The sequence below is a fragment of the Allobosea sp. 2KB_26 genome (genome assembly GCF_052115715.1).
In the GTDB taxonomy this organism is placed as follows: Bacteria; Pseudomonadota; Alphaproteobacteria; order Rhizobiales; family Beijerinckiaceae; genus Allobosea.
Genome location: NZ_JBFRHE010000004.1, coordinates 499485 through 520680, shown reverse-complemented (window position 1 = coordinate 520680; position 21196 = coordinate 499485). Strand labels below are relative to the sequence as shown.

The window sequence follows — 21196 nt, the reverse complement described above, 5'->3', positions numbered from 1 at the left end:
GCCGCCGGCAACCGCCCCGCTCGCCCCGCCCCCCGGCGGTCGCGCGCCCGGCGCGGTCCCACCGCCAGTTGCTCCGCCGCAGCCGGGCCAGACGCTCGCTCCGCCTCCGGCCGGCCAGCCTCCGGCCGCTGGGCCCGGGCAACTGCCGCCTCCTGACCGGCAGGGTCGTCGCGGTGGCATCGGGCTCGGTGGCGCGGCTGCAATCGGACTTGGCGTCGGTATGCTCGGCGGCATCATGGCGACGCAGGGCGCGACCCGTCTCGATGATGTCCGTGGCCGCCGCGAGGAGCGTCGCGAGGGCGACGTCACGATCATTCGCGAGCCCGGTCGCACGATCATCCGCGACGACGACCGTGCCATCATCCGCCGCGACGAGACCGAGCGCTTTCGCGACCTCGGCTGGCAGGGGCGGACCGAACGGCGCGGAGACGAGAACGTCACCGTGTACGAACGGCCGGACGGCAGCCGCATCATCACCGTGACCGACGAGGACGGCCGCCTGATCCGCCGGACCCGGCGCATGCGCGACGGCGATGAGATCGTGATGATCGACAATACCCGCCGCGATCGGCCGGACATGCGCTTCTCGGATGAGGTCGTCGTGCTGCCGCCGCCGCCGCTGCCGATCCCGCGCGAGCGCTATATCGTCGATGCCGAGCAGGCCGATCAGCGCCTGATCTACGAGACGATCACTGCCCCGCCGATCGCCGCGATCCCGCGTCGCTACACGCTCGACGAAGTCCGCTATTCGCCGGACCTGCGCGCCCGCATGCGCAGCGTCGATATCGACACGGTGACATTCGAGACCGGATCCTGGGAGGTCACGCCCAATCAGGCGCAGCGGCTCTCGGTGATTGCCGCCTCGATCAGCCAGGCACTGCAGCGCGCGCCGAACGAGGTCTTCCTGGTCGAGGGCCATACCGACGCCGTCGGCTCGGATGTCGACAACCTCTCGCTCTCGGATCGCCGGGCCCAATCCGTCGCCGAGATCCTGACGCGCGATTTCCAGGTGCCGCCGGAGAACCTGACGACGCAGGGCTATGGCGAGCAGTATCTCAAGGTGCAGACGCAGGAGGCCGCGCGCGAGAACCGCCGCGTCACGCTCCGACGCATCACCCCGCTATTGGCCGGACAGAACCAGCCGCAGTGAACCGATCGAACCGGCGCGGGGGGCGACCGTCGCGCCGGCCTCCCCGGTTCGGGGGATTCAGGAATCAGCAAGCTCTCATGCTTAAGACCTCCCGTAAGGAGAGTTGATGATGAGTGAGACATCCGTCGCGATCGCCCAGAGCTTTGCCGCAAGCCAGGCAGCCTCGACCCGCCAGACCCTGCAGACCGCGATGGTGAAGCAGCAGGCCTCGTCCGACCAGGCGCTCGTGGATATGCTGCAGCAGAGCGCCGAAACCCAGAAGGCTACTCTAGCCGCTGGCCAGGGCCAGAACGTCGACATTCTCGCCTGAAGGCGGCATTCCGGCGCCGCATGGCCGGGTCGCATCCGGCCCGTTGCCGGTTGCGTTCAAGAGCCGCCGGCCCTAACCTCCGCCTCGTTCCGAGGGGTGCTCGCAAGAGCTGAGATGGCGTCCAAAGCCGAACCCGTCGAACCTGATCCGGGTCATACCGGCGGAGGGACTGGAACGCGGCGTGCGCCACACGTGTACCCGCAGACAGCGACTGGACCGCTTCTAAACCCGGATCTCCTGAACCTTGGACCAAGGAGGAGATCCCATGAACGCCCATACCAAGCCACAGAAGAATACCGTCAAGGCGGCCCCTCAAACCGTAACGACCGGCCCGATCATCGGCTCGCGCAAGATCTATGTCGCGCCGCCGGACCACCCCGAGATGCGGGTGCCTTTCCGCGAAGTACAGCTCACCACCGATTCCGAGCCGCCGGTCCGCATCTACGATCCGTCCGGTCCGTTCACCGAGAGCGATGTCACGATCGATCTCAATGCCGGCCTGCCGCAGCCGCGCCGGGCCTGGCTCGATGCTCGTGGCTTCACGACCGTGCCCGGCCGTGCCGTCACCGCCGCCGATAACGGCCATATCTCGGCGGAACAGCTCGTTCCCGCCTGCCCGGCCGCCCGCCCGATCCTCGAGGCCAAGCCCGGCCAGATGGCGACCCAGTACGAGTTCGCCAAGGCCGGCATCATCACGCCCGAGATGATCTATGTCGCGCATCGCGAGAATCTCGGCCGCGCCGCGATGCTCGAAGGCGCCCGCGAGCGCCATGCCGATGGCCAGAGCTTCGGCGCCTCGGTTCCGGAATTCGTCACCCCTGAATTCGTGCGCGAGGAAATCGCGCGCGGCCGCGCCATCATTCCCGCCAATATCAACCATCCCGAACTGGAGCCGATGGCGATCGGCCGCAATTTCCTGGTCAAGATCAACGCCAATATCGGCAATTCGGCCGTGACCTCCGGCGCTGCCGAGGAGGTCGAGAAGCTGGTCTGGGCAATCCGCTGGGGCGCCGACACGGTGATGGACCTGTCGACCGGCCGCAACATCCACAACATCCGCTCCTGGATCCTGCGCAACTCGCCGGTTCCGATCGGTACGGTGCCGATCTACCAGGCGCTGGAGAAGGTCGGCGGCGACCCGATCAAGCTCGACTGGGAGGTCTTCAAGGACACGCTGATCGAGCAGGCCGAGCAGGGCGTCGACTATTTCACCATCCACGCCGGCGTGCGGCTGCCCTATGTCCCGCTCACCGCGAGCCGCGTCACGGGCATCGTCTCGCGCGGCGGCTCGATCATGGCGCGCTGGTGCCTCGCGCACCACAAGGAGAGCTTCCTCTACGAGCGCTTCGACGAGATTTGCGAGATCATGCGCAAATATGACGTCTCCTTCTCGCTCGGCGATGGCCTGCGTCCGGGCTCGATCGCCGACGCCAATGACCGCGCCCAGTTCGCCGAGCTGGAGACGCTGGGCGAGCTCACCAAGGTCGCCTGGGACAAGGGCTGCCAGGTGATGATCGAGGGCCCCGGCCACGTGCCGATGCATAAGATCAAGGAGAACATGGACAAGCAGCTGCGCGAATGCGGCGAGGCGCCGTTCTACACGCTGGGACCGCTGACCACCGACATCGCGCCGGGTTACGACCACATCACCTCAGGCATCGGCGCGGCGATGATCGGCTGGTTCGGCTGCGCCATGCTCTGCTATGTCACGCCCAAGGAGCATCTCGGCCTTCCCAACCGCGACGACGTCAAGACCGGCGTCATCACCTATCGGATCGCGGCCCATGCCGCCGATCTCGCCAAGGGCCATCCGGCGGCCAAGATCCGCGACGACGCGGTCTCGCGTGCCCGCTTCGACTTCCGCTGGGAAGACCAGTTCAACCTGGCGCTCGACCCCGACACCGCGCGCTCCTTCCATGACGAGACCCTGCCGAAGGACGCTCACAAGGTCGCGCATTTCTGCTCGATGTGCGGGCCGAAATTCTGCTCCATGAAGATCACGCAGGATCTGCGCGCCGAAGTGCTGGCGATGGGTGAGAACGAACGCGCAGCGCTCGAAGGCATGGCGGAGAAATCGCAGGAATTCCTGGCCAAGGGCGGCAATCTCTATTTGCCGGCGGCCGAATGAGCGCGACGATGACCGCGGCCCGCCTCGACGCGACGGTCGTCGCGGGCGTGCTGGCGCGGGTGGCGACGAGCCGCCCGCGTGTGCAGTGCCTCACCAATACAGTGGCGCAGAACATCACGGCGAACATGCTGCTCGCCTTCGGCGCGATCCCGTCCATGGCGATCCATGTCGACGAGGTCGCGGCGATGGCCGAAGGCGCGGGCGCGATCCTGATCAATATCGGCACGATCAATGCCGAGAGCGAACTTGCCATCCCCAAGTTGCTGGAGGTTGCGCGCGACCGACGGAAGCCGCTCGTCTTCGATCCGGTCTTCGTCGAGCTCTCGCCGCTGCGCCAGCACGTGGCGCGCGAGGTGCTGCGCCTGCCGAACATCGTGGTGCGCGGCAACGCGACCGAGATGGCCGCGCTCGCGGCCGATCTCGAGACGGCGCGCGAGCGCAACCTCACGCTCGTCACCACCGGCAAGGTCGACCGGATTGCGGGGGCGAGCGGGACGTTATCCATTTCCCACGGCCATCCGCTGATGACGAAGGTCACCGGGGTCGGCTGCGCAGCGGGCGCCCTGATCGCGGCATGCTGCGCGGTCGAGGGCGATCCGGCGATCGCGGCGGCCGCCGCGCTGACCGCCTATGGCATCGCCGGTGAGATTGCGGCAGAGACATCGCAAGGGCCCGGCAGCTTCGCCGTGCACCTGATCGACGCGCTGGCAGGAATGGACGAAGCCACGCTGCGCGAACGCATGGGAGAGCACGGGTGAGCGTTGATATCCGCCTTTACGGCATTGTCGATCCGCAGATCGCGGCCGGGCGCTCGCTGGCCGACCTGGCGCGTGCCGCGGTCGATGGCGGCGCCACCCTGATCCAGCTGCGCGCCAAGACGGAGACGACGCGCGAGATGGTGCGCGAGGCTCGGGCCATCCGCTCGGCCCTGCACGGCACAAGGGTGCCGCTGCTGATCAACGACCGCGTCGATGTCGCACTTGCTTCCGGTGCCGACGGCGTCCATCTCGGCGCCGACGACATGAAGCCGAACGATGCCCGCCGCCTGCTCGGGCCCCGCGCCATCATCGGCGCGACGCTGAAGCATGAGGATGAACTCTCCGCGCTGGCCCTAGCGAAGATCGACTATGCCTGCATCGGCGGTGTCTTCCAGACCTCGCACAAGGACAATGCAGGCTCCTCTCTCGGGCTCGACGGCTTCACGGCCCTCCGGCGCAAGGCTGCTGCCGTATTGGGACCACTCCCGGTCGGAGCCATCGCGGGCATCACGGCCATGAATGCAGCCTCCGTCATCGAGGCAGGGGCTGACGGCATTGCCGTGATCGGCGCACTGTTCGTGCAGGACGATGTCGGGGCCGCCGCGCGCGCGCTGCGCGCGGTGCTCGAGCGGCTGCTGCCGACGCCGCCGGAAGCTCCCGCATCCGCCTGAACCGTCACGCGGCAATGCCGGGCGCGCAGCCCCGCCACGAGCGCCCCGCCCCTTGCTTCGCGTCCATCGCTCGCCCATGAACGGCACAACATCGAGGGAGCGCTGCGTCATGACGAATTATGTGATCGAACCGCCCGCCATCAGCGCGGTTCCGGTAGCGGGCGGCGGGCTCTTCCCCGTGCGCCGCATCTTCTGCGTCGGGCGCAACTATGCCGAACATACCCGCGAGATGGGGGGCGATCCCGACCGCGAGGAGCCGTTCTTCTTCACCAAGCCGGCGGACGCGCTGGTGATCAACGGCACCGACATGCCCTATCCCAGCAAGACCAAAGACCTGCATCACGAAATGGAGCTGGTCGTCGCGATCGGCACCGGTGGGCGCGACATCCCGGTGTCCGAGGCGCTCTCGCATGTCTATGGCTATGCGGCCGGGCTCGACATGACCCGTCGCGACCTGCAGGCCGAAGCCAAGAAGACCGGCCGCCCCTGGGACATGGGCAAGGGCTTCGACCAGTCGGCCCCGATCGGAGAGATCGTGCCGGCGAGCCAGAGCGGCCATCCCAGCGCCGGCAAGATCGAGCTCACGGTCAATGGCCGCGTGCGCCAGACCTCCGATCTCGCCAAGCTGATCTGGAGCGTGCCGGAGACGATCGCCTATCTTTCCGGCCTCGTCGCGCTGGCGCCCGGCGACCTGATCTTCACCGGAACGCCGGAAGGCGTCGCGGCCGTCGTCAAGGGCGACGTGCTGGAAGGCGCCATCGACGGCGTCGGCAGCGTCCGCACCCGGATCGCCTGAAGAGACTTCAAGGAAACTGATCATGCAGCTGACCCCTGACGCCCGCGGTGTCTATCCCATCGCGCCGACCCCCTTCACGCCCGATGGCGCCATCGACTGGGCGAGCACCGATCGGCTCTTCGATTTCTATGCCGGCATCGGCTCTGACGGCATCACCGTGCTCGGCATCATGGGCGAGGCGCCGAAGCTCGAACCGGAGGAGTCCATCGGGCTCGTCAAGCGCGCGGTCGCGAAGATGGGTGGCAAGCCGATCATCGTCGGCGTCTCGGCACCGGGCTTTGCGGCGATGCGTTCACTGGCGCGGCAGGTGATGGATCGCGGCGCCGGCGGCGTGATGATCGCCCCGCCGCCGAGCCTTCGCACCGACGACCAGATCGTCGGCTATTACGCGCAGGCTGTCGAGGCGATCGGCAGCGACATTCCTTTCGTCATCCAGGACTACCCGCTGACGCTCTCGGTGGTGATGACGCCGGCCGTGATCCGCCGCATCGTCCAGGACAACCCGTCCTGCGTGATGCTGAAGCACGAGGACTGGCCTGGGCTCGAGAAGATCTCGACGCTGCGCAAATTCCAGGCGGAAGGCAGCCTGCGCAAGATTGCGATCCTCACCGGCAATGGCGGGCTCTTCCTCGATTTCGAGATGGAACGCGGTGCCGACGGTGCCAATACCGGCTATGCCTTCCCGGAATTGCTGATCGACGTCGTCCGCCTTTCCAGCGAGGGCAAGCGCGACGCGGCGCATGACATCTTCGACGCGCATCTGCCGCTGCTGCGCTACGAGCAGCAGCAGGGCGTCGGCCTTGCCGTCCGCAAATATACGATGATGAAGCGCGGCATCCTGGCCAGCGACGCCCAGCGCAAGCCGGGCGCCGGTCTGACCGCCGCGGCCAAGGCGGAAGTGGACTATCTGCTGGCGCGGCTGGCGAAGCACGACCCGCGCGCCAAATTCTGAAAGCAGGAATCGCGATGCCCCCCTCTCAACGAGAGGGGGGCATCGCCTTGTCTTCAAGCGCTCAGTGCGTGTGCTCGGCGGCTGCGCCCTTGGCGCCGATCCCCTCGACCTTGAACTCGACCTCAACCACACCAGCCTTCTCGAAGGTCAGCGTGCCCTTGACGCGCTCATCCTGCTTCAGCGGCTGCTTCAGCTCCTGGAACATGATGTGGAAGCCGCCGGGCTTCAGCTCGACCTTGGCACCGGCCGGGATTTCGATGCCCTTTTCAAGCTCGCGCATGGTCATCACGCCATTGGTGACCGCCATCTCATGGATCTCGCCGCGACCGGCGAAGGCCGCAGAGACCGCGATCAGCCGGTCCGGTGTCGAACCGGTATTCTCGATCGAAAGGTAGCCGCCACCGACCTTGGCACCGGCCGGCGTGGCGCGCGACCAGGGATGGCCGATCTTCAGCGGGCCAGCCTTGTAGTCATGGGCGAAGGCGGCGGCGCTCGCCAGTGTGAGCGCGACCGCGGCGAGGTAGTGAACGGGCTTGTTCATGAGCATGGTCCTGAAAGAGGTCGCGACCATTCGCGAATGGCCGGAAATCCCGGTTTGCGGCGGCCTGTCGGGCTGGCCGCAAGACGAGAGGGAGAGACGAAACCGTGTTCAGGATGCGATCGGCGGCGCTCGCGATTGCGGCAGACCGAGGACAGCGCCATGGGTGGCATCCGTCAGAATCGGGACGGAGCGCTCCAGCGGGGCCGCAAGGCGCGCGCCCACCGGCTGTGGCGGCACAGGAGGGATCGCAAGGGCAGGATTGATCGGGCAGCCGATGCAATGCTGGACGCCATTCGCCGGCTCCGGAACCTCGGACGTGTCCGAGACGGATTGCCCGGAACACAGAACCGCACCTGCCAGCGCTGGATGAGCCGCAAAGGCTGATGCCGGTGTCAGGCCCGCGGCCAGAACGGCCAGCGCATAGACAGCCGCTAGCCAGGCTCCGAGAACGGAGCGGCGCAGCGTCTCAAGCGGGGAACCAAGGGCCGACATGGCGCGACTTGGCCTCCTCACCTGCTCTCCGTCAAGCCGCGCTCTGTCGCAGGGTGAGGTCCGCGAGACGATCGCGGAGAGATTTCTGCCCCCTCGGCAACGGTGCGCGAAAGATTCATTCCCTTTCATTCGTTTCTTTAAAAGAACGATCGGGTTGACAAAGAGGACAATTTCACCCAGATTGGCACTGTCGCTGGACATGGTTCGGCGGCCGCGGAGATTTGAGCGTGCAGCTTGCGCCGCGTCACCAAACGCTAAAGCGCCACGACCGGGTCGTGGGCTCCAGTGACGAGGAGATGAACATGACCGTTTCGACCTTGCGCCGGTCCGCTGCCACGATGCTGATGGCTGCCTGCTGTTGTCGATGCTGATCTTGCATTGAAAGACGGCCCGGGCTGACGCCGGGGCCTCTCCCAATCCGATCCGCCCAATCGAACGCCGCCCATGCGGCGGAGGCAAGCCATGACCCAGTCGCAAACCCAGCAAGCATTCATCATCGAAATCGGCGAGACCCAGGCCGGGCTCGTCAATCGCCGCAGCGACGAACGCTTCTTCACCTTCATTTCCGCCTCGTCCGCCTTTCGCGCACTTGAGGGCCTCCGTTTCGCAACGCCAAACGCTGCCGAAACCGCGGCCCGGCAGCTCGCCGCCTCCCAGCGCCGCCCGGCGCTGCGGCTGGCGTCGTAGCGGGGGCAGGCCGATGCAGCTGATCACGACCCTGAGCGCATTGCTCCGGGACTGGCTCGACCGGGCCCTTCCCACCGTGCTCGCACCATCTTCGACCCAGGAGCGGGCGGACGAAGACGAGAACACACGCCGCTCCATCCACGACGTGACGCTGGAACAGCTCGGCATCTCGCACTGGTCCTGCCACACGCTCCTCTGAGGTTATGATGAACGCTCTCGTGAAGCCCGACGCCTTCAGCGTCGGTGCCAACCCCGTTTTCAGTCCAGAACCGACGGTCCGGTTCGAGAATGTCGGCAAGGTCTTCTCCGGCCGCTCCGGGCAAGGCGCCGTGACCGCGCTCTCGGGCATCGATCTCACCGTACCACGGGGCGCAATCCTTGGCGTGATCGGCCGCTCCGGCGCCGGCAAGTCCACGCTGATCCGGCTGGTGAACGGTCTGGAGCGGGCGAGTTCCGGCCGCATCCTGATCGAGGATGAGGATGTCACCGCCCTGACCGAAGCCGGCTGGCGGGCGCGGCGGCGGACGATCGGGATGATCTTCCAGCACTTCAACCTGCTCTCGTCGCGCACCGTCTTCGACAATGTCGCGCTGCCGCTCGAAATTGCAGGCGCGCCAAGGGCCGAGATCGAACGCCAGGTCACGCGGCTGCTCGACCTGGTCCGCCTGTCCGAAAAGCGCGAGCGCTATCCGGCCGAACTCTCCGGCGGCCAGAAGCAGCGCGTCGGTATCGCCCGCGCGCTCTCGACCGAACCCAAGGTGCTGCTCTGCGACGAGGCGACCTCGGCGCTCGACCCTGAGACCACACAGTCGATCCTCGGCCTGCTGAAGCGGGTCAACCGCGAGCTCGGCATCACCATCCTGCTGATCACCCACGAAATTCCGGTGATCAAGGAGATCTGCGACCGCGTGGCGGTGATCGAGGGCGGGCGGATCGTCGAGGAAGGCGAGACCTTTACCGTCTTCACCCAGCCCAAGCACCCGACCACCGCGCGTTTCGTCGAGACGGTGACCGGTGTCGAACTTCCCGCCCAACTCGCCGGCCGCGTCAGGTCGGAGGCACGTCCAGGCGACAGCGCCCTGCTGCGCATCACCTTCATCGGTGAGAATGCGACAGCCCCGGTGATCAGCCGGCTGAGCTCGATCGTCGGCGTCGATGTCAACATCCTGGCCGGACGGATCGATGCCATCGCGGGCCAGCCCTTTGGCAGCCTGCTCGTCTCGGTCACGGCCCATGAGCCGGAACTCGCTGCCGTGCTCGGCGCCCTGAAGAGCCTCGAACTCAAGGCGGAGGTTATCGGCCATGTCTCCTGAACTCATCCGCCTCATCGCCCAGGCGACCGCCGACACGCTGCTCATGGTCGCGGTCGCAGCTGGGATCGGTACGCTGATCGGCCTGCCCCTCGGCGTCTTCCTGGCAACCAGCAAACGTGGTGAGCTTTTCGCCGCGCCCGCCGTCAACGCCGTGCTCGGCGTGCTCGTCAACGCCACGCGCTCGACGCCCTTCATCATTCTCGTCGTCGCGATCATCCCCTTCACCCGACTGCTGGCCGGCACCTCGATCGGCACCAATGCCGCCATGGTCCCGCTCACCGTCGCGGCCGCCCCCTTCATCGCCCGGTTGATCGAGGGCGCCATCCGCGAAGTCGATCAGGGCCTGGTCGAGGCGGCGCGCGCCATGGGCGCGAGCCCGCTGCAGATCGTGCGCAAGGTTCTGGTGCCCGAGGCACTGCCGGCGATCACCCTCGGACTGACGCTGGCCATCGTCAGCCTGATCGGCTTCTCGGCCATGGTCGGTGCAGTCGGTGGCGGCGGCCTCGGCGACCTCGGCATCCGCTACGGCTACCAGCGCTTCATGCCGGACGTGATGGCCGTCGTCGTCGCCGTGCTGATCGTCCTCGTCCAGACCGTGCAGAGCATCGGCGACCGGCTTGCCCGCCGCCTCAACAAGCGCCTGCGCCACGCCTGAGCCATTCCGTCCTCAACCATTCAAACACCCGCAAGGAAACATCATGTCGATCAATCTGACCCGCCGCGCCGCGCTTGCCGCCTCCGGCCTCGCCCTTCTCCTCTCGGCGCCGGCCCTCGCCCAGCAGAACCAGACGCTGCGCATCGGCGTCTCGCCCGGCCCCCATGCCGAAATCCTCGAGAAGGTGAAGCCGATCGCCGCCAAGAAGGGCCTCGACATCAAGATTGTCGAGTTCTCCGATTATGTCGTACCGAACCAGGCTCTGGATGCCGGCGAGCTGGAGGCCAACTCCTTCCAGCACCAGCCCTATCTCGACAATCAGGTGAAGGACCGCGGCTACAAGCTGGTCAGCGTCGGCCTGACCGTGAACTTCCCGCTCGGGATCTATTCGTCGAAGTACAAGAGCTGGGCCGAGATTCCGGATGGGGCGACCGTCGCCATCCAGAACGACCCGACCAATGGTGGCCGTTCGCTGCTGCTGCTGCAGGACAAGGGTGTGATCAAGCTGAAGGACGGCGTCGGCGTGAAGCCGAGCGTCGCCGACATCACGGCCAATCCGAAGAAGCTGAAGATCATCGAGATCGATGCGGCACAGGCACCGCGCTCGCTTGCCGATGTCGGGGCCGCCTCGATCAACACGAACTATGCCGTCGACGCCAAGATCGAGCCGACCTCGGCCATCCTGCGCGAAGACCCGAAGGGCCCCTATGTCAACGTCATCGCCGTGCGCGAGGCGGACAAGGACAAGCCCTGGGTCAAGACCCTGGTCGAGGCCTATCACTCACCGGAGATCAAGGCCTTCGTCACCGAGCGCTTCAAGGGCAACGTGCTCGCCGGCTGGTGATCTCAACCGTTCCTCCCACCTGGTCACGCGATGCGGCCAGGCACCTGCCCCGGATGCGCGAGCATCCGGGGTTTTTCTTTGCAGGCAAGATAGGCGGGACCTGCCGCGGTGCAGGCGGTTATGATGGGCGCAGGATTACCGTGATCAGAGGAGGAGATCATGCGTTGCCTGCCGCTCGCCGCCTGCGCCCTCGCCTCACTGCCGGCCGCCGCCCAAACCGACCGGCTGGCGCGCCCTGAACTCGTGCTCAAGACAGTGGTTCCGGGAATGCCGACCGGCCCCCAGCAGGAAATCAGAGTGATGACCGCCATGATCAGGCCGGGAGACAGGACACCGTTCCATACGCACCGTTTTCCGGTGACGGTCCATGTCATCGAAGGCGCCTTCACCCTGGAAATGCAGGGGCGCACGGCCGTGACAGTGAAGGCCGGCGAATCGCTGGTCGAGCCGCCGAACGTCAAGATGACCGGCTACAACCGCGGCAACGAGATGCTGAAAGTGGTGATCTTCTATGTCAGCGAGCCGGACACGCCGTTCCTGGATCCGGTTCGCTAGAAACCCGGCCGCGTCAGAGCATCAGACCGGATCTTTCGGTCCGATGATCTGACCATCTCGTGTTTGCGTCGTCTTTCCCGAAAGGCGCAATCCGCTTTTCGGGACGGTGCCTGAGGCCCGCTGCCGGGCCATTGCGCGCCCCTTACTGCGCGATCTTGCCGAAGGCGAAGAACTGGGTCTCGCCGGAGGAATCGTCGACACCGTCATTGTCGGTGACAACGAAGAGATCGCCGGCCTTGTCGACAGCCATGCCCTCGACCTTGTCGAGCCCATAACCGCCAGCCTTCATCAGATCCGGCGTGAGATCGCGCAGCGGCTTCTTCTCGACGGTGGGGATGGCGGCGGCGCCGATTGCGGCCGGCGTCAGACCCTTGACCGAGAAGGTGGCCAGCGTCTTCACCGCCTTGGCGCCAAAGAGATTGTCGCGCTCGATCACGGCAAAGGTCTCGTTGCCGAGATAGGTCAACTCCGAGAGGCCCATCCAGGCACCGGCGGCCGGAGCCGTCAGCGGGTAATGCAGCACGCCCCACTGCTTGCTGGCCGGCTTGTAGGACAGGATCTTGGTCTTGCCCTTGGGATCGTCCTTCCATTCGCGCTGCACGGCAAGCCAGACGGTCTCGTCCGCGCCCTCGCCGGTCACCGTCACGCCCTCGAAGCCGAAGCGCACGGCATGCTTGTCGAGCTCTTCGGGAAGGTGGATCTCCTCCTCGATCTCACCCTTTGCGGTCGCCCGCAGCAGGATATTGCGGGTCGGCTTGTCCTTGATCTCGGGATTGCCTTCCGAAGCCAGCCAGAAGCCGCCATTGGCGCGGGTCGCGATCCCTTCCAGGTCATAGGAAGCGGGCTTGCCATCCTTGGTCACCGTCAGGCCGGCGACGATCCTGGCCGGCTTCTGCGTGGCGTCGATCTCGAGGATGCGGGACGGCGTATAGGCACTGTCGGTCACGGCAAAGAGGCGGCCAGCCGTGCTGCCATGGGCGGCAAGTCCGGACAGCGCGCCCCAGCCGATCGGCAGACCCTCATGATCCTGCGAGACGATCGTCGGATAGGCGGCCGGGCCTTCCTTGCGCTCATAGATCGTCACTGCGGAGCGGGCGCCGCCCTTCTCGCCGACATCGGTCTCGGAGGCCGAAACAAGGAGATTGCGCTGCGGGATGGCGAGCAGGCCTTCCGGACCGATGCCTCCCGGCAGGGCCTGGAGGTAACGCGGCGCTTTCCCGGCGCCCTCGTCCTTGAAGACCAATACGAGCGATGCGCGCTCCAGGCCGACGAAGATCAGCTTGTCATTGCCGTAGGTGCCGACCTCGATCCCTTCCGGCTCGCTGCCCTTGGCGGCCGAACGCTTTTCCGGATAATGGCCGTGACGCATGGCGATATGGTCGACCATCGAGGCGGAATCGAACTCGATCGTGCCTTCCTTGCGGAAGATGGTGAAGCCGCGCGAGCCACCCTTCCAATCGCCTTCATTGGCGGTGACGAAGCGCTCGGTGTCGATCCAGCGCACCGCGTCCGGCTCGCGGGCGACGCCCTTGAGTTCCTCGACCGGCTTGATCTCGCCGTCGCGGGTCTTGTCGATGTTCTTCAGATCGACGGTGCCCGCGGAGAAATGGGTGACGATCCTGCCAGTCTTGGTGTCGACGATGGCGAGGTGGTTGTTCTCCTGCAACGTCACCACGGCGAGGCCGTCCTGGTTGACGTCGACGAATTCCGGTTCCGGGTCGGTCGGCTCGATGGCGGCGATCCCCGTCAGGTCGACCACCTGACGCGAGGCGCAGTCGGCGCCCCCATCCTTGATGCCGATCAGGGTCAGGTTGCCGGCGGGCAGCTGCGGCAGCGCACCCTTGTTCAGCTTCTCGTCGCGCTCGTTCTCGATGACGATGGCGAGCTTACCCTTGTCCTTGGTCAGCGCGATCGAATCCGGCTGGCCGCCGAGCTCGCATTTGGCAACGACCTGCCGTGTCTTGAGATCGACCGTGGCAAGATGACCCGCCGGCTCCTTGAAATTGTCACCGGAGGTGACGACCACGACGAAGGCCTTGTCGCCAAGGATCACGACCGAGGTCGGCTCGCCTTCGAGCGGAATGAAGCCTGCCGGCTTCGGGGCGGAAGCCGTCGTGATGTCGATCAGGCCGAGGGCCTTCTGCTCGGCATCGGTATAGGCCAGGAGCGTCCCCGCTTCGTTGGACGCGATGATTTCAGACACGGTTTTCTTGGATGCGTCGCGGTCGGCCGGCAGGTTGAGCGGCACGGAGAAGGTCGCGACACGGTTGAACATCGGCTCGGCCAAAGCCGTGCCGCCAAGCAGGACCGAGGCGAGAGCCGCGAGAACGAGTGAGGTGCGCATGGGGCGGTCCTGTTCCGTTGGGGCAAGAAACTGTGCAGGCCGCATCAGCTATTGAGTGCGCACGACAGTTTCGTGACGCTGTCCCCGATCGGAGCCCGCGTGCTCCCTTATCGGGCCGCGAACAGCCCCCCGCCACGTGGTGGCTTTGCGAAAACAGCAGAACGCCCTCCGGCGGGGGCCGGGGGGCGTCTGGTTGGAGATGGCTGCTGCTCGCGTTCAGGCCGCGACGGCAGCCGCGGTCGAGCGCTTGAAGCCGATGATCTCGAGTTCGGTGACGATGGCGACCGCCGCAGCCTGCGCCAGGACGAAGGCTACGCCGAGCCCCGTCGGCGCAAACCATCCGGCGACCAGGATCAGGATGCTGTCGGCGATCCAGAGGAGGTTGATGCCGATCACCGCGTAGACGGCGAGCCGCGGCAGGGTCTCGCGACTGGAGAAGAGAGCCAGCAGCGCGGCGCAGGGAAGCAGCACCAGGCCGGCGCCGCGGAGGAAAGCTTCGGGGAATCCGAGCAATCCGGCGAGCGGCGCAGCAGCGAAGGCGAGCAGCAGACCGGTGGCAGCGCAGGCAGCGGCATCGAGAGCAAGGGCATTGCGGAGGAAACGCGAGGACTGGATCGAGGACATGGCGTGGTCTCCTGGGTGTGAGCCCGTTCCGGCAGCCGGCCCGGGCAGTTGATGTTGGAGCCATGCTGACGCCGTCCTGTCGGCGCGTCGATTAAGCCGGAGGTAATTGGAACGAACCGACAGCCCGGATAGGTTTCTCGCCATGAACAAGCATCATCAACCCACCGTCGGTCACCTCATCCGCGACTGGCGCCAGCTGCGCCGGCTGAGTCAACTCGACCTCGCAGTCGAGGCCGAGATCTCCCAGAAGCATCTCAGCTTCATCGAGAGCGGCCGCTCGGCGCCGAGCCGCGATATGGTCCTGCACCTGGCAGAATATCTCGCCGTACCGCTGCGCGAGCGTAACGCCCTGCTGCTCGCCGCGGGCTATGCGCCGGTCTATCTCGAACGGTCGCTGGAGGATCCGAGCCTGCAGGCAGCCAAGTCGGCGATCGATCTCGTGCTGAAGGGCCACGAGCCCTATCCGGCGGTTGCGGTCGACCGGCATTGGACGTTGCTCGCCGCAAATGCCGCAGTGACGCCTCTGCTCGGCCTCGTCGCCGATGCCGAGCTGTTGCGCCCACCCGTCAACGTGCTGAGGCTCAGCCTGCATCGGGGCGGGCTCGCGCCCTTCATCGTCAATCTCGCGGAATGGCGGAGCCATCTGATCGCCAGGCTGAGGCAGCAGATCCGGGCGACCGCCGATCCGATCCTGGCCGATCTCCTCGTCGAGCTGCTGACCTATCCGGCGCCGCTGCAGCCCGTTCGCAAGGGCCATGCGCCAGACCCCGAGGTGGAGGCGGCGATCGTCGTACCGATGCAGCTGAAGGTCGGCGACCAGGTGCTCTCCCTGATTTCGACGACGACCGTCTTCGGCACGCCGGTCGACATCACGCTGTCGGAGCTGGCGCTGGAGACGTTCTTTCCGGCCGATGCGGCGACGGCCGAAGCGCTCCGGGCGATGGCCGCGGCATCTGCGGACCGGTCCGGGCCGGCCTGAATTTTTCCGGGAACCTTTGCGCGTTCCAGCCGTTTCCTCAGCACAAGTCGCTGATGCGACATGCGTTTTTCAACAGAGGAACACGACTCATGGGCAGCACTGCAGACAAGATCAAGGGCATGGCGAACGAGGCCGCTGGCAACGTCAAGCAGGGCGTCGGCAAGGCGATGAACAAGCCGGGGCTTCAGGCCGAAGGAATTGCGCAGGAGCGCAAGGGCGAGGCCCAGCAGGCCGTTGGCAAAGCCAAGGATGCGGTCAAGAAAGTGATCGACAAGGCCTGATTTGCATCAGACCGGCGATCTGAAAGGCGGGTGCCCCGGACGGGTCGCCCGCCTTTTCAATTGCGGGGCCGCCCTCAGGCCGCGCCGCCGCTCATGCCGCCCAGGAACTCTTTGACGCGACCGAAGAAGCCGGCAGTTTCCGGATGGGTTGCGCCTGAGCATTCGCGCTCGAATTCCAGCAGCAATTCGCGCTGGCGCGCCGTCAGCTTCTGCGGCGTCTCGACCACGACCTCGATATAGAGATCCCCGACCTCCCGCGAGCGCAGCACGCTCATGCCCTTGCTCTTGAGCCGGAACTGCTTGCCGTTCTGCGTACCCTCGGGAATCTTGACCCGCGCCTTCTCGCCGGTCAGCGTCGGCACTTCGATCTCGCCTCCGAGCGCAGCAGAGGTCAGGCCAAGCGGAACGCGGCAGAACAGGTCGGCCCCGTCGCGCTGGAAGATCGCGTGCGGCTTAATCGACAGGAAGATGTAGAGATCGCCCGCCGGCCCGCCGCGCAGGCCCGCCTCGCCCTCACCGGCAAGCCGGATGCGTGTGCCGTCCTCGACGCCGGCCGGGATATTGACCGACAGCGTGCGCTCGCGGGTGACGCGACCCGCGCCCGAGCAGTTCTTGCAGGGGTCATCGATAACTTCGCCGCGCCCGTTGCAGGTCGGGCAGGTGCGCTCCACCGAGAAGAAGCCCTGATTGGCGCGCACGCGGCCATGACCGCCGCAGGTCGGGCACTGGCGCGACGTCGAGCCCGGCTTGGCGCCCGTCCCAGAGCAGGATTCGCAGGCGATCGAGGTCGGCACGCGGATCGAGGCGCTCTTGCCGGCGAAAGCGTCCTCCAGCCCGATTTCGAGATTATAGCGGAGATCGGCGCCGCGCTCGCGGCCATTGGCTCCGCGCGGCCCACCACGGCCACGCGCATCGCCGAAGAAGGAATCGAAGATGTCCGACATGAAGTCGGAGAAATCGGCACCGCCGCCGGCACCACCGCCGCCATTTTCGAAGGCCTGGTGGCCATAGCGGTCATAGGCGCCGCGCTTTTGGCCATCGGCCAGCACCTGATAGGCCTCGTTCAGCTCCTTGAACTTGGCCTCGGCCCCCTTGTCGCCGGGATGGCGATCGGGATGGCATTGCATGGCGAGCTTGCGGAAAGCACTCTTGAGCTCCGCCTCGTTAGCCGTCTTCGAGACGCCGAGGATCTCGTAGTAGTCGCGTTTGGACATCAAACAGCCACCCCTTCGTTCTTCTCGGCATCATGGCCGGGCACCCGGCCATACTCGTCAGAAGAACGACATTTTCCCTTGCAAGAGGCCCTTCCCGAACGAGATGGCCGGGGCAAGCCCGGCCAGGTCGTCGTGGAGAGGTCAGAGCGCGATCAGGCGCTCTTCTTCTTGTCGTTCTTGTCGTCGCTGACATCCTTGAAGTCGGCGTCGATGACGTCGTCCTTCTTGGCGTCGGCATGCTCTTCGCCGCCTTCTGCCGTGGCACCCTCGGCCTGGCTCGCCGCATACATGGCTTCACCGAGCTTCATCGAGGCCTGCATCAGGTCGGTCGTGCGCGAGGTGATCGCCTCGACATTCTCTTCGGCCAGCGCGGCCTTGAGCGCGTCCAGTGCGGTCTCGATCGCTGACTTGTCGGCGGCAGAAACCTTGTCGCCATAGTCCTTCAGCGATTTCTCGGTGGAGTGGACCAGGCTCTCGCCCTGGTTCTTGGCTTCCACCAACTCGCGGCGCTTCTTGTCCTCGGCGGCATTCGCCTCGGCGTCCTTCACCATCTTCTGGATATCGGCCTCGGAGAGACCACCGGAAGCCTGGATGCGGATCTGCTGCTCCTTGTTGGTGGCCTTGTCCTTCGCCGTCACCGAGACGATGCCGTTGGCGTCGATGTCGAAGGTCACCTCGATCTGCGGCATGCCGCGCGGCGCCGGCGGGATGCCCATCAGGTCGAACTGGCCGAGCATCTTGTTGTCGGCAGCCATCTCGCGCTCGCCCTGGAAGACCCGGATCGTCACCGCGCCCTGGTTGTCCTCGGCGGTCGAGAAGACCTGGCTCTTCTTGGTCGGGATCGTGGTGTTGCGGTCGATCAGGCGCGTGAACACGCCGCCCAATGTCTCGATGCCGAGCGAGAGCGGGGTCACGTCGAGCAGCAGCACGTCCTTGACGTCGCCCTGCAGCACGCCGGCCTGGATCGCGGCGCCAATGGCGACGACTTCGTCCGGATTGACGCCCTTATGCGGCTCCTTGCCGAAGAACTGCTTCACCACCTCCTGGACCTTCGGCATGCGGGTCATGCCGCCGACGAGAACGACCTCGTCGATCTGGCCCGCCGAAAGACCGGCATCCTTGAGCGCCTTGCGGCAGGGCTCGATGGTGCGCTGGATCAGATCGTCGACCAGGCTCTCGAACTTGGCGCGCGAGAGCTTGATGGCGAGGTGCTTCGGCCCGGAGGCGTCGGCAGTGATGTAGGGCAGGTTGATTTCGGTCTGCGCGGCGCTGGAGAGCTCGATCTTAGCCTTCTCGGCAGCTTCCTTCAGGCGCTGCAGGGCGAGCTTGTCCTTCTTCAGGTCGATGCCCTGCTCGCGCTTGAATTCGTCCGCAAGGTACTCGACGAGGCGCATGTCGAAGTCTTCGCCACCCAGGAAGGTGTCGCCATTGGTCGACTTCACCTCGAAGACACCGTCGCCGATCTCGAGGATCGAGACGTCGAAGGTGCCGCCGCCGAGATCATACACCGCGATCGTGCCGGCGGCCTTCTTGTCCAGGCCATAGGCGAGCGCAGCCGCCGTCGGCTCGTTGATGATGCGCAGCACCTCGAGGCCGGCGATGCGGCCGGCATCCTTAGTGGCCTGGCGCTGGGCGTCGTTGAAATAGGCGGGAACGGTGATGACCGCCTGCGTGACCGGCTGCCCGAGATAGGCCTCGGCGGTCTCCTTCATCTTGGTCAGCGTGAAGGCGGAGATCTGCGAGGGCGAATAGTCCTTGCCGTCAGCCTCGACCCAGGCATCGCCCGTCGGGGCCTTCTTGATCCGGTAAGGAACAAGATTCATGTCCTTCTTCGTCATCGGATCCTCGAAGGTCCGACCGATCAGGCGCTTGATGGCGAAGAAAGTGCGCTCCGGATTGGTGACGGCCTGACGCTTGGCCGGCTGGCCGACAAGCCGCTCGCCGTCATCGGTGATGGCGACGATGGAGGGCGTGGTGCGCGCGCCCTCGGAATTCTCGATAACCTTCGGTGTACTGCCTTCCATCACGGCAACGCAGGAGTTCGTCGTGCCGAGGTCGATACCAATAACTTTACCCATGGACGGGATCCCTTTCGATTAGCAGATCGCCGACCGGCGACGCATTTCGCACCGCCTGCCGGCCCATGGACCGGCCCGCCCCCGCCTTACGCGGCAAACGGAACCGGCATTCCACGTTTCGCGGTCGTCAAACCGCCTCTTGGCGGCGTATATAGTGAGGGTGTTCCCGCCCTTGCAAGACACGGAGCCGGATTAAGAATCGGCAACCGCGCGCGTCACGCGGGGAGCGGTCGCGGCCGCATCATTGCCAAGCAGTGTTGCGCCAATGCTCTTGCACGCATTCGCCCGCCAATTCATGCAGAAGATTGCGTTTACCATTTCACGGCACCCGATGCTGACCAGACCCGGCCGCATAGCCCTCAAGATCTTCGCGATTCTGGCTGCAGCCGGTTCAGGTGGGCTTGCCCAGGCTCAGCCGATGCAATTGCCGGGCGCGCAACCCTTCAATCCGCCGGGCGCACATCAGGCGGCGCCCCCCGGCACGAGCGGACCGGCCAAGCCGCACACCCCGTCGATGCCGGCCATCAAGCTGCCGACCGAGGACGGGATCATCGGCCGCGTGCTCCGGCAGAATGGCGGCGCCGGCGAAGCGGTCTTCGAGAAGACACCGAGCGGCTTTGGCCTCAAGCTCAACGCGGCCGGCTTCCAGCCCGGCAACCTGACGGAGCCCTGTGCCATTTCCTTCGGCGACGCGCCCCTGCCGGTGACATCGCTCGGTAAGCCGACCGGCGTGCCACGCTACAAGCTGGAGGCCTCGGCCTGCCCGATCGTGTTCGATGTCCTGGAAGGCGCCTTTCTGGTGGTCGAGCCGGAGCACCCCTGCGTGATCGAGGCAGCCGCCTGCCGGATCGATCCGCGAGGCCTCTGGGGGCCCGATGCACGCACTCTCTCGGCCCGTGCCAAGGAGACCGAATCCGAGCGCGGCAGGGCGGAGCGCGCCGTGCGAGAGGGCTTTCGCGCCCTCGCCGCCAAGGGCGATCTCAGTACGCAGCGCAGCATCGCACGGGAACAGGCAGGGTTCACGTCCGAGCGCGAGCTGATCTGCCGTGATTTTCAGCGCGAGGGCACGCTCGGCTTCTGTGCCGCGCGCATCACAGAGGCCAAGGCTGCCGCGATCCGCGCCCGCCTCGGCCTGCCCGAACCCAAGCCCGAGCGACCCAAGCCGGCGCGACCAACCGTACCCCGCCCGGTTGCACCGCCTGTTGTCGTTCCAACCCAGTAGGCCTGGTCCTTACACTTTCGGCAGGTCCGGAACCTTGTAGGCCGTGGTCGCCTTGATCCGTTCCATCGCGAAGCGGGAGGTGACGTTCTTCAGCGGAATCGTCTCGATCAGCCGTTTGTAGAACCCGTCATAGGCCGCCATGTCGGCGACCACCACGCGCAGCATGTAATCGACATCGCCGGCCATTCGGTAGAACTCCATGACCTCCGGCATCGACGCGACCATCTGTGCGAATTTCTCCAGCCAGGGGCCGGAATGGTCGGCGGTCTCGATCTGGACGAAGACGGTGAGCCCGAGCCCGATCTTCTCCGGCGCCACCAGCGCGACACGCTTGGTGATGACCCCCGTCGCCTCCAGCCGCTGAATCCGCTTCCAGCAGGGCGTCTGCGAGAGGCCGACGCGATCGGCCAGCTCGGCGATCGAGATGTTCGCATCGGCTTGCAGGACAGTCAGGATTTTTCGGTCGATCGCATCCATTCTCTCAGCCCATCAATTGGAGAATTAATTTCCTATTGAATTGGCCATCGAGAGAAAATTCATCTTTTCGATGCCCGCATCTTGCATTCAGATAGAAAATCCTTTTCTCAATCTGTCAACCGGCG

General features: G+C 65.8%; 23 protein-coding genes and 1 riboswitch. Of the genes, 16 read left to right on the top strand and 7 right to left on the bottom strand.

What is annotated here, in order from left to right; genetic code table 11:
- The 7 genes from AB4099_RS15860 to AB4099_RS15830 all read left to right on the top strand — a co-directional run.
- Positions 1–1150: OmpA family protein (locus AB4099_RS15860; protein ID WP_441478745.1), on the top strand; the 1150-nt coding region annotated here is incomplete at its 5' end.
- Positions 1151–1259: 109 nt separating this feature from the next.
- Positions 1260–1460 (top strand): hypothetical protein, encoded by a 201-nt coding sequence (locus tag AB4099_RS15855; protein ID WP_441478744.1) that lies wholly within the window; start codon positions 1260–1262, stop codon positions 1458–1460.
- 82 nt (positions 1461–1542) lie between these two features.
- Positions 1543–1647: riboswitch (TPP riboswitch) on the top strand.
- Between the two features lie 78 nt (positions 1648–1725).
- Positions 1726–3588, top strand: coding sequence for a phosphomethylpyrimidine synthase ThiC (gene thiC / locus AB4099_RS15850; RefSeq protein WP_441478743.1), 1863 nt, complete (start codon positions 1726–1728; stop codon positions 3586–3588).
- 8 nt (positions 3589–3596) lie between these two features.
- Positions 3597–4346, top strand: coding sequence for a hydroxyethylthiazole kinase (locus AB4099_RS15845; protein ID WP_441478742.1), 750 nt, complete (start codon positions 3597–3599; stop codon positions 4344–4346).
- A complete protein-coding gene (gene thiE, locus AB4099_RS15840) occupies positions 4343–5017 on the top strand; it encodes a thiamine phosphate synthase (RefSeq protein ID WP_441478741.1) in 675 nt (224 codons plus the stop codon). The genes AB4099_RS15845 and thiE overlap by 4 nt, the downstream gene beginning before the upstream one ends.
- A 109-nt stretch (positions 5018–5126) precedes the next feature.
- Complete coding sequence (locus tag AB4099_RS15835) at positions 5127–5813, top strand: fumarylacetoacetate hydrolase family protein (protein ID WP_441478740.1); 687 nt, start codon at positions 5127–5129, stop codon at positions 5811–5813.
- 22 nt (positions 5814–5835) lie between these two features.
- Positions 5836–6765 carry a dihydrodipicolinate synthase family protein gene (locus AB4099_RS15830; RefSeq protein ID WP_441478739.1) on the top strand — a complete coding sequence of 310 codons (930 nt, stop codon included), beginning with the start codon at positions 5836–5838 and terminating at the stop codon, positions 6763–6765.
- A 61-nt stretch (positions 6766–6826) separates the two neighbouring features.
- Here the strand turns inward: AB4099_RS15830 and AB4099_RS15825 are convergent, their stop codons facing one another.
- Positions 6827–7306: a copper chaperone PCu(A)C gene (locus AB4099_RS15825; protein ID WP_441478738.1), complete on the bottom strand. Its 480-nt coding sequence runs from the start codon at positions 7304–7306 to the stop codon at positions 6827–6829.
- A 108-nt stretch (positions 7307–7414) separates the two neighbouring features.
- Complete coding sequence (locus tag AB4099_RS15820) at positions 7415–7798, bottom strand: hypothetical protein (protein ID WP_441478737.1); 384 nt, start codon at positions 7796–7798, stop codon at positions 7415–7417.
- A 462-nt stretch (positions 7799–8260) separates the two neighbouring features.
- Between AB4099_RS15820 and AB4099_RS15815 the strand changes: the two genes are divergently transcribed.
- The 6 genes from AB4099_RS15815 (at position 8261) to AB4099_RS15790 (ending at position 11852) form a co-directional block, all read left to right on the top strand.
- A complete protein-coding gene (locus AB4099_RS15815) occupies positions 8261–8485 on the top strand; it encodes a hypothetical protein (RefSeq protein ID WP_441478736.1) in 225 nt (74 codons plus the stop codon).
- 13 nt (positions 8486–8498) lie between these two features.
- Positions 8499–8684 carry a hypothetical protein gene (locus tag AB4099_RS15810; protein WP_441478735.1) on the top strand — a complete coding sequence of 62 codons (186 nt, stop codon included), beginning with the start codon at positions 8499–8501 and terminating at the stop codon, positions 8682–8684.
- 7 nt (positions 8685–8691) lie between these two features.
- Positions 8692–9798 (top strand): methionine ABC transporter ATP-binding protein, encoded by a 1107-nt coding sequence (locus tag AB4099_RS15805; protein WP_441478734.1) that lies wholly within the window; start codon positions 8692–8694, stop codon positions 9796–9798.
- A complete protein-coding gene (locus tag AB4099_RS15800; RefSeq protein ID WP_113517950.1) occupies positions 9788–10453 on the top strand; it encodes a methionine ABC transporter permease in 666 nt (221 codons plus the stop codon). The genes AB4099_RS15805 and AB4099_RS15800 overlap by 11 nt, the downstream gene beginning before the upstream one ends.
- Before the next feature lie 43 nt (positions 10454–10496).
- Positions 10497–11297 carry a MetQ/NlpA family ABC transporter substrate-binding protein gene (locus AB4099_RS15795; RefSeq protein WP_113517951.1) on the top strand — a complete coding sequence of 267 codons (801 nt, stop codon included), beginning with the start codon at positions 10497–10499 and terminating at the stop codon, positions 11295–11297.
- A gap of 159 nt (positions 11298–11456) precedes the next feature.
- A complete protein-coding gene (locus tag AB4099_RS15790) occupies positions 11457–11852 on the top strand; it encodes a cupin domain-containing protein (protein ID WP_441478733.1) in 396 nt (131 codons plus the stop codon).
- A gap of 142 nt (positions 11853–11994) precedes the next feature.
- Here the strand turns inward: AB4099_RS15790 and AB4099_RS15785 are convergent, their stop codons facing one another.
- Together AB4099_RS15785 and AB4099_RS15780 are read right to left on the bottom strand one after the other, a co-directional pair.
- Positions 11995–14196 carry an esterase-like activity of phytase family protein gene (locus tag AB4099_RS15785; protein ID WP_441478732.1) on the bottom strand — a complete coding sequence of 734 codons (2202 nt, stop codon included), beginning with the start codon at positions 14194–14196 and terminating at the stop codon, positions 11995–11997.
- A gap of 216 nt (positions 14197–14412) precedes the next feature.
- A complete protein-coding gene (locus AB4099_RS15780; RefSeq protein WP_441478731.1) occupies positions 14413–14820 on the bottom strand; it encodes a hypothetical protein in 408 nt (135 codons plus the stop codon).
- Positions 14821–14962: 142 nt separating this feature from the next.
- On the opposite strand from AB4099_RS15780, the gene AB4099_RS15775 reads away from it, so the two are divergent.
- Positions 14963–15799: a helix-turn-helix domain-containing protein gene (locus AB4099_RS15775; protein WP_441478730.1), complete on the top strand. Its 837-nt coding sequence runs from the start codon at positions 14963–14965 to the stop codon at positions 15797–15799.
- A gap of 89 nt (positions 15800–15888) precedes the next feature.
- Positions 15889–16080, top strand: a complete 192-nt coding sequence (locus AB4099_RS15770) for a CsbD family protein (protein ID WP_043234134.1) — start codon at positions 15889–15891, stop codon at positions 16078–16080.
- 74 nt (positions 16081–16154) lie between these two features.
- Here the strand turns inward: AB4099_RS15770 and dnaJ are convergent, their stop codons facing one another.
- A complete protein-coding gene (gene dnaJ, locus AB4099_RS15765; protein WP_113517956.1) occupies positions 16155–17294 on the bottom strand; it encodes a molecular chaperone DnaJ in 1140 nt (379 codons plus the stop codon).
- Positions 17295–17446: 152 nt separating this feature from the next.
- On the bottom strand, positions 17447–19372 hold the full coding sequence (dnaK, locus tag AB4099_RS15760) for a molecular chaperone DnaK (protein ID WP_113517957.1): 1926 nt from the start codon (positions 19370–19372) through the stop codon (positions 17447–17449).
- A gap of 331 nt (positions 19373–19703) precedes the next feature.
- On the opposite strand from dnaK, the gene AB4099_RS15755 reads away from it, so the two are divergent.
- Complete coding sequence (locus AB4099_RS15755; protein ID WP_441478729.1) at positions 19704–20594, top strand: hypothetical protein; 891 nt, start codon at positions 19704–19706, stop codon at positions 20592–20594.
- A 9-nt stretch (positions 20595–20603) separates the two neighbouring features.
- Here AB4099_RS15755 and AB4099_RS15750 read toward each other — a convergent pair whose 3' ends face one another.
- Positions 20604–21071, bottom strand: coding sequence for an Lrp/AsnC family transcriptional regulator (locus tag AB4099_RS15750; protein ID WP_043234130.1), 468 nt, complete (start codon positions 21069–21071; stop codon positions 20604–20606).
- Positions 21072–21196 lie beyond the last annotated feature (125 nt).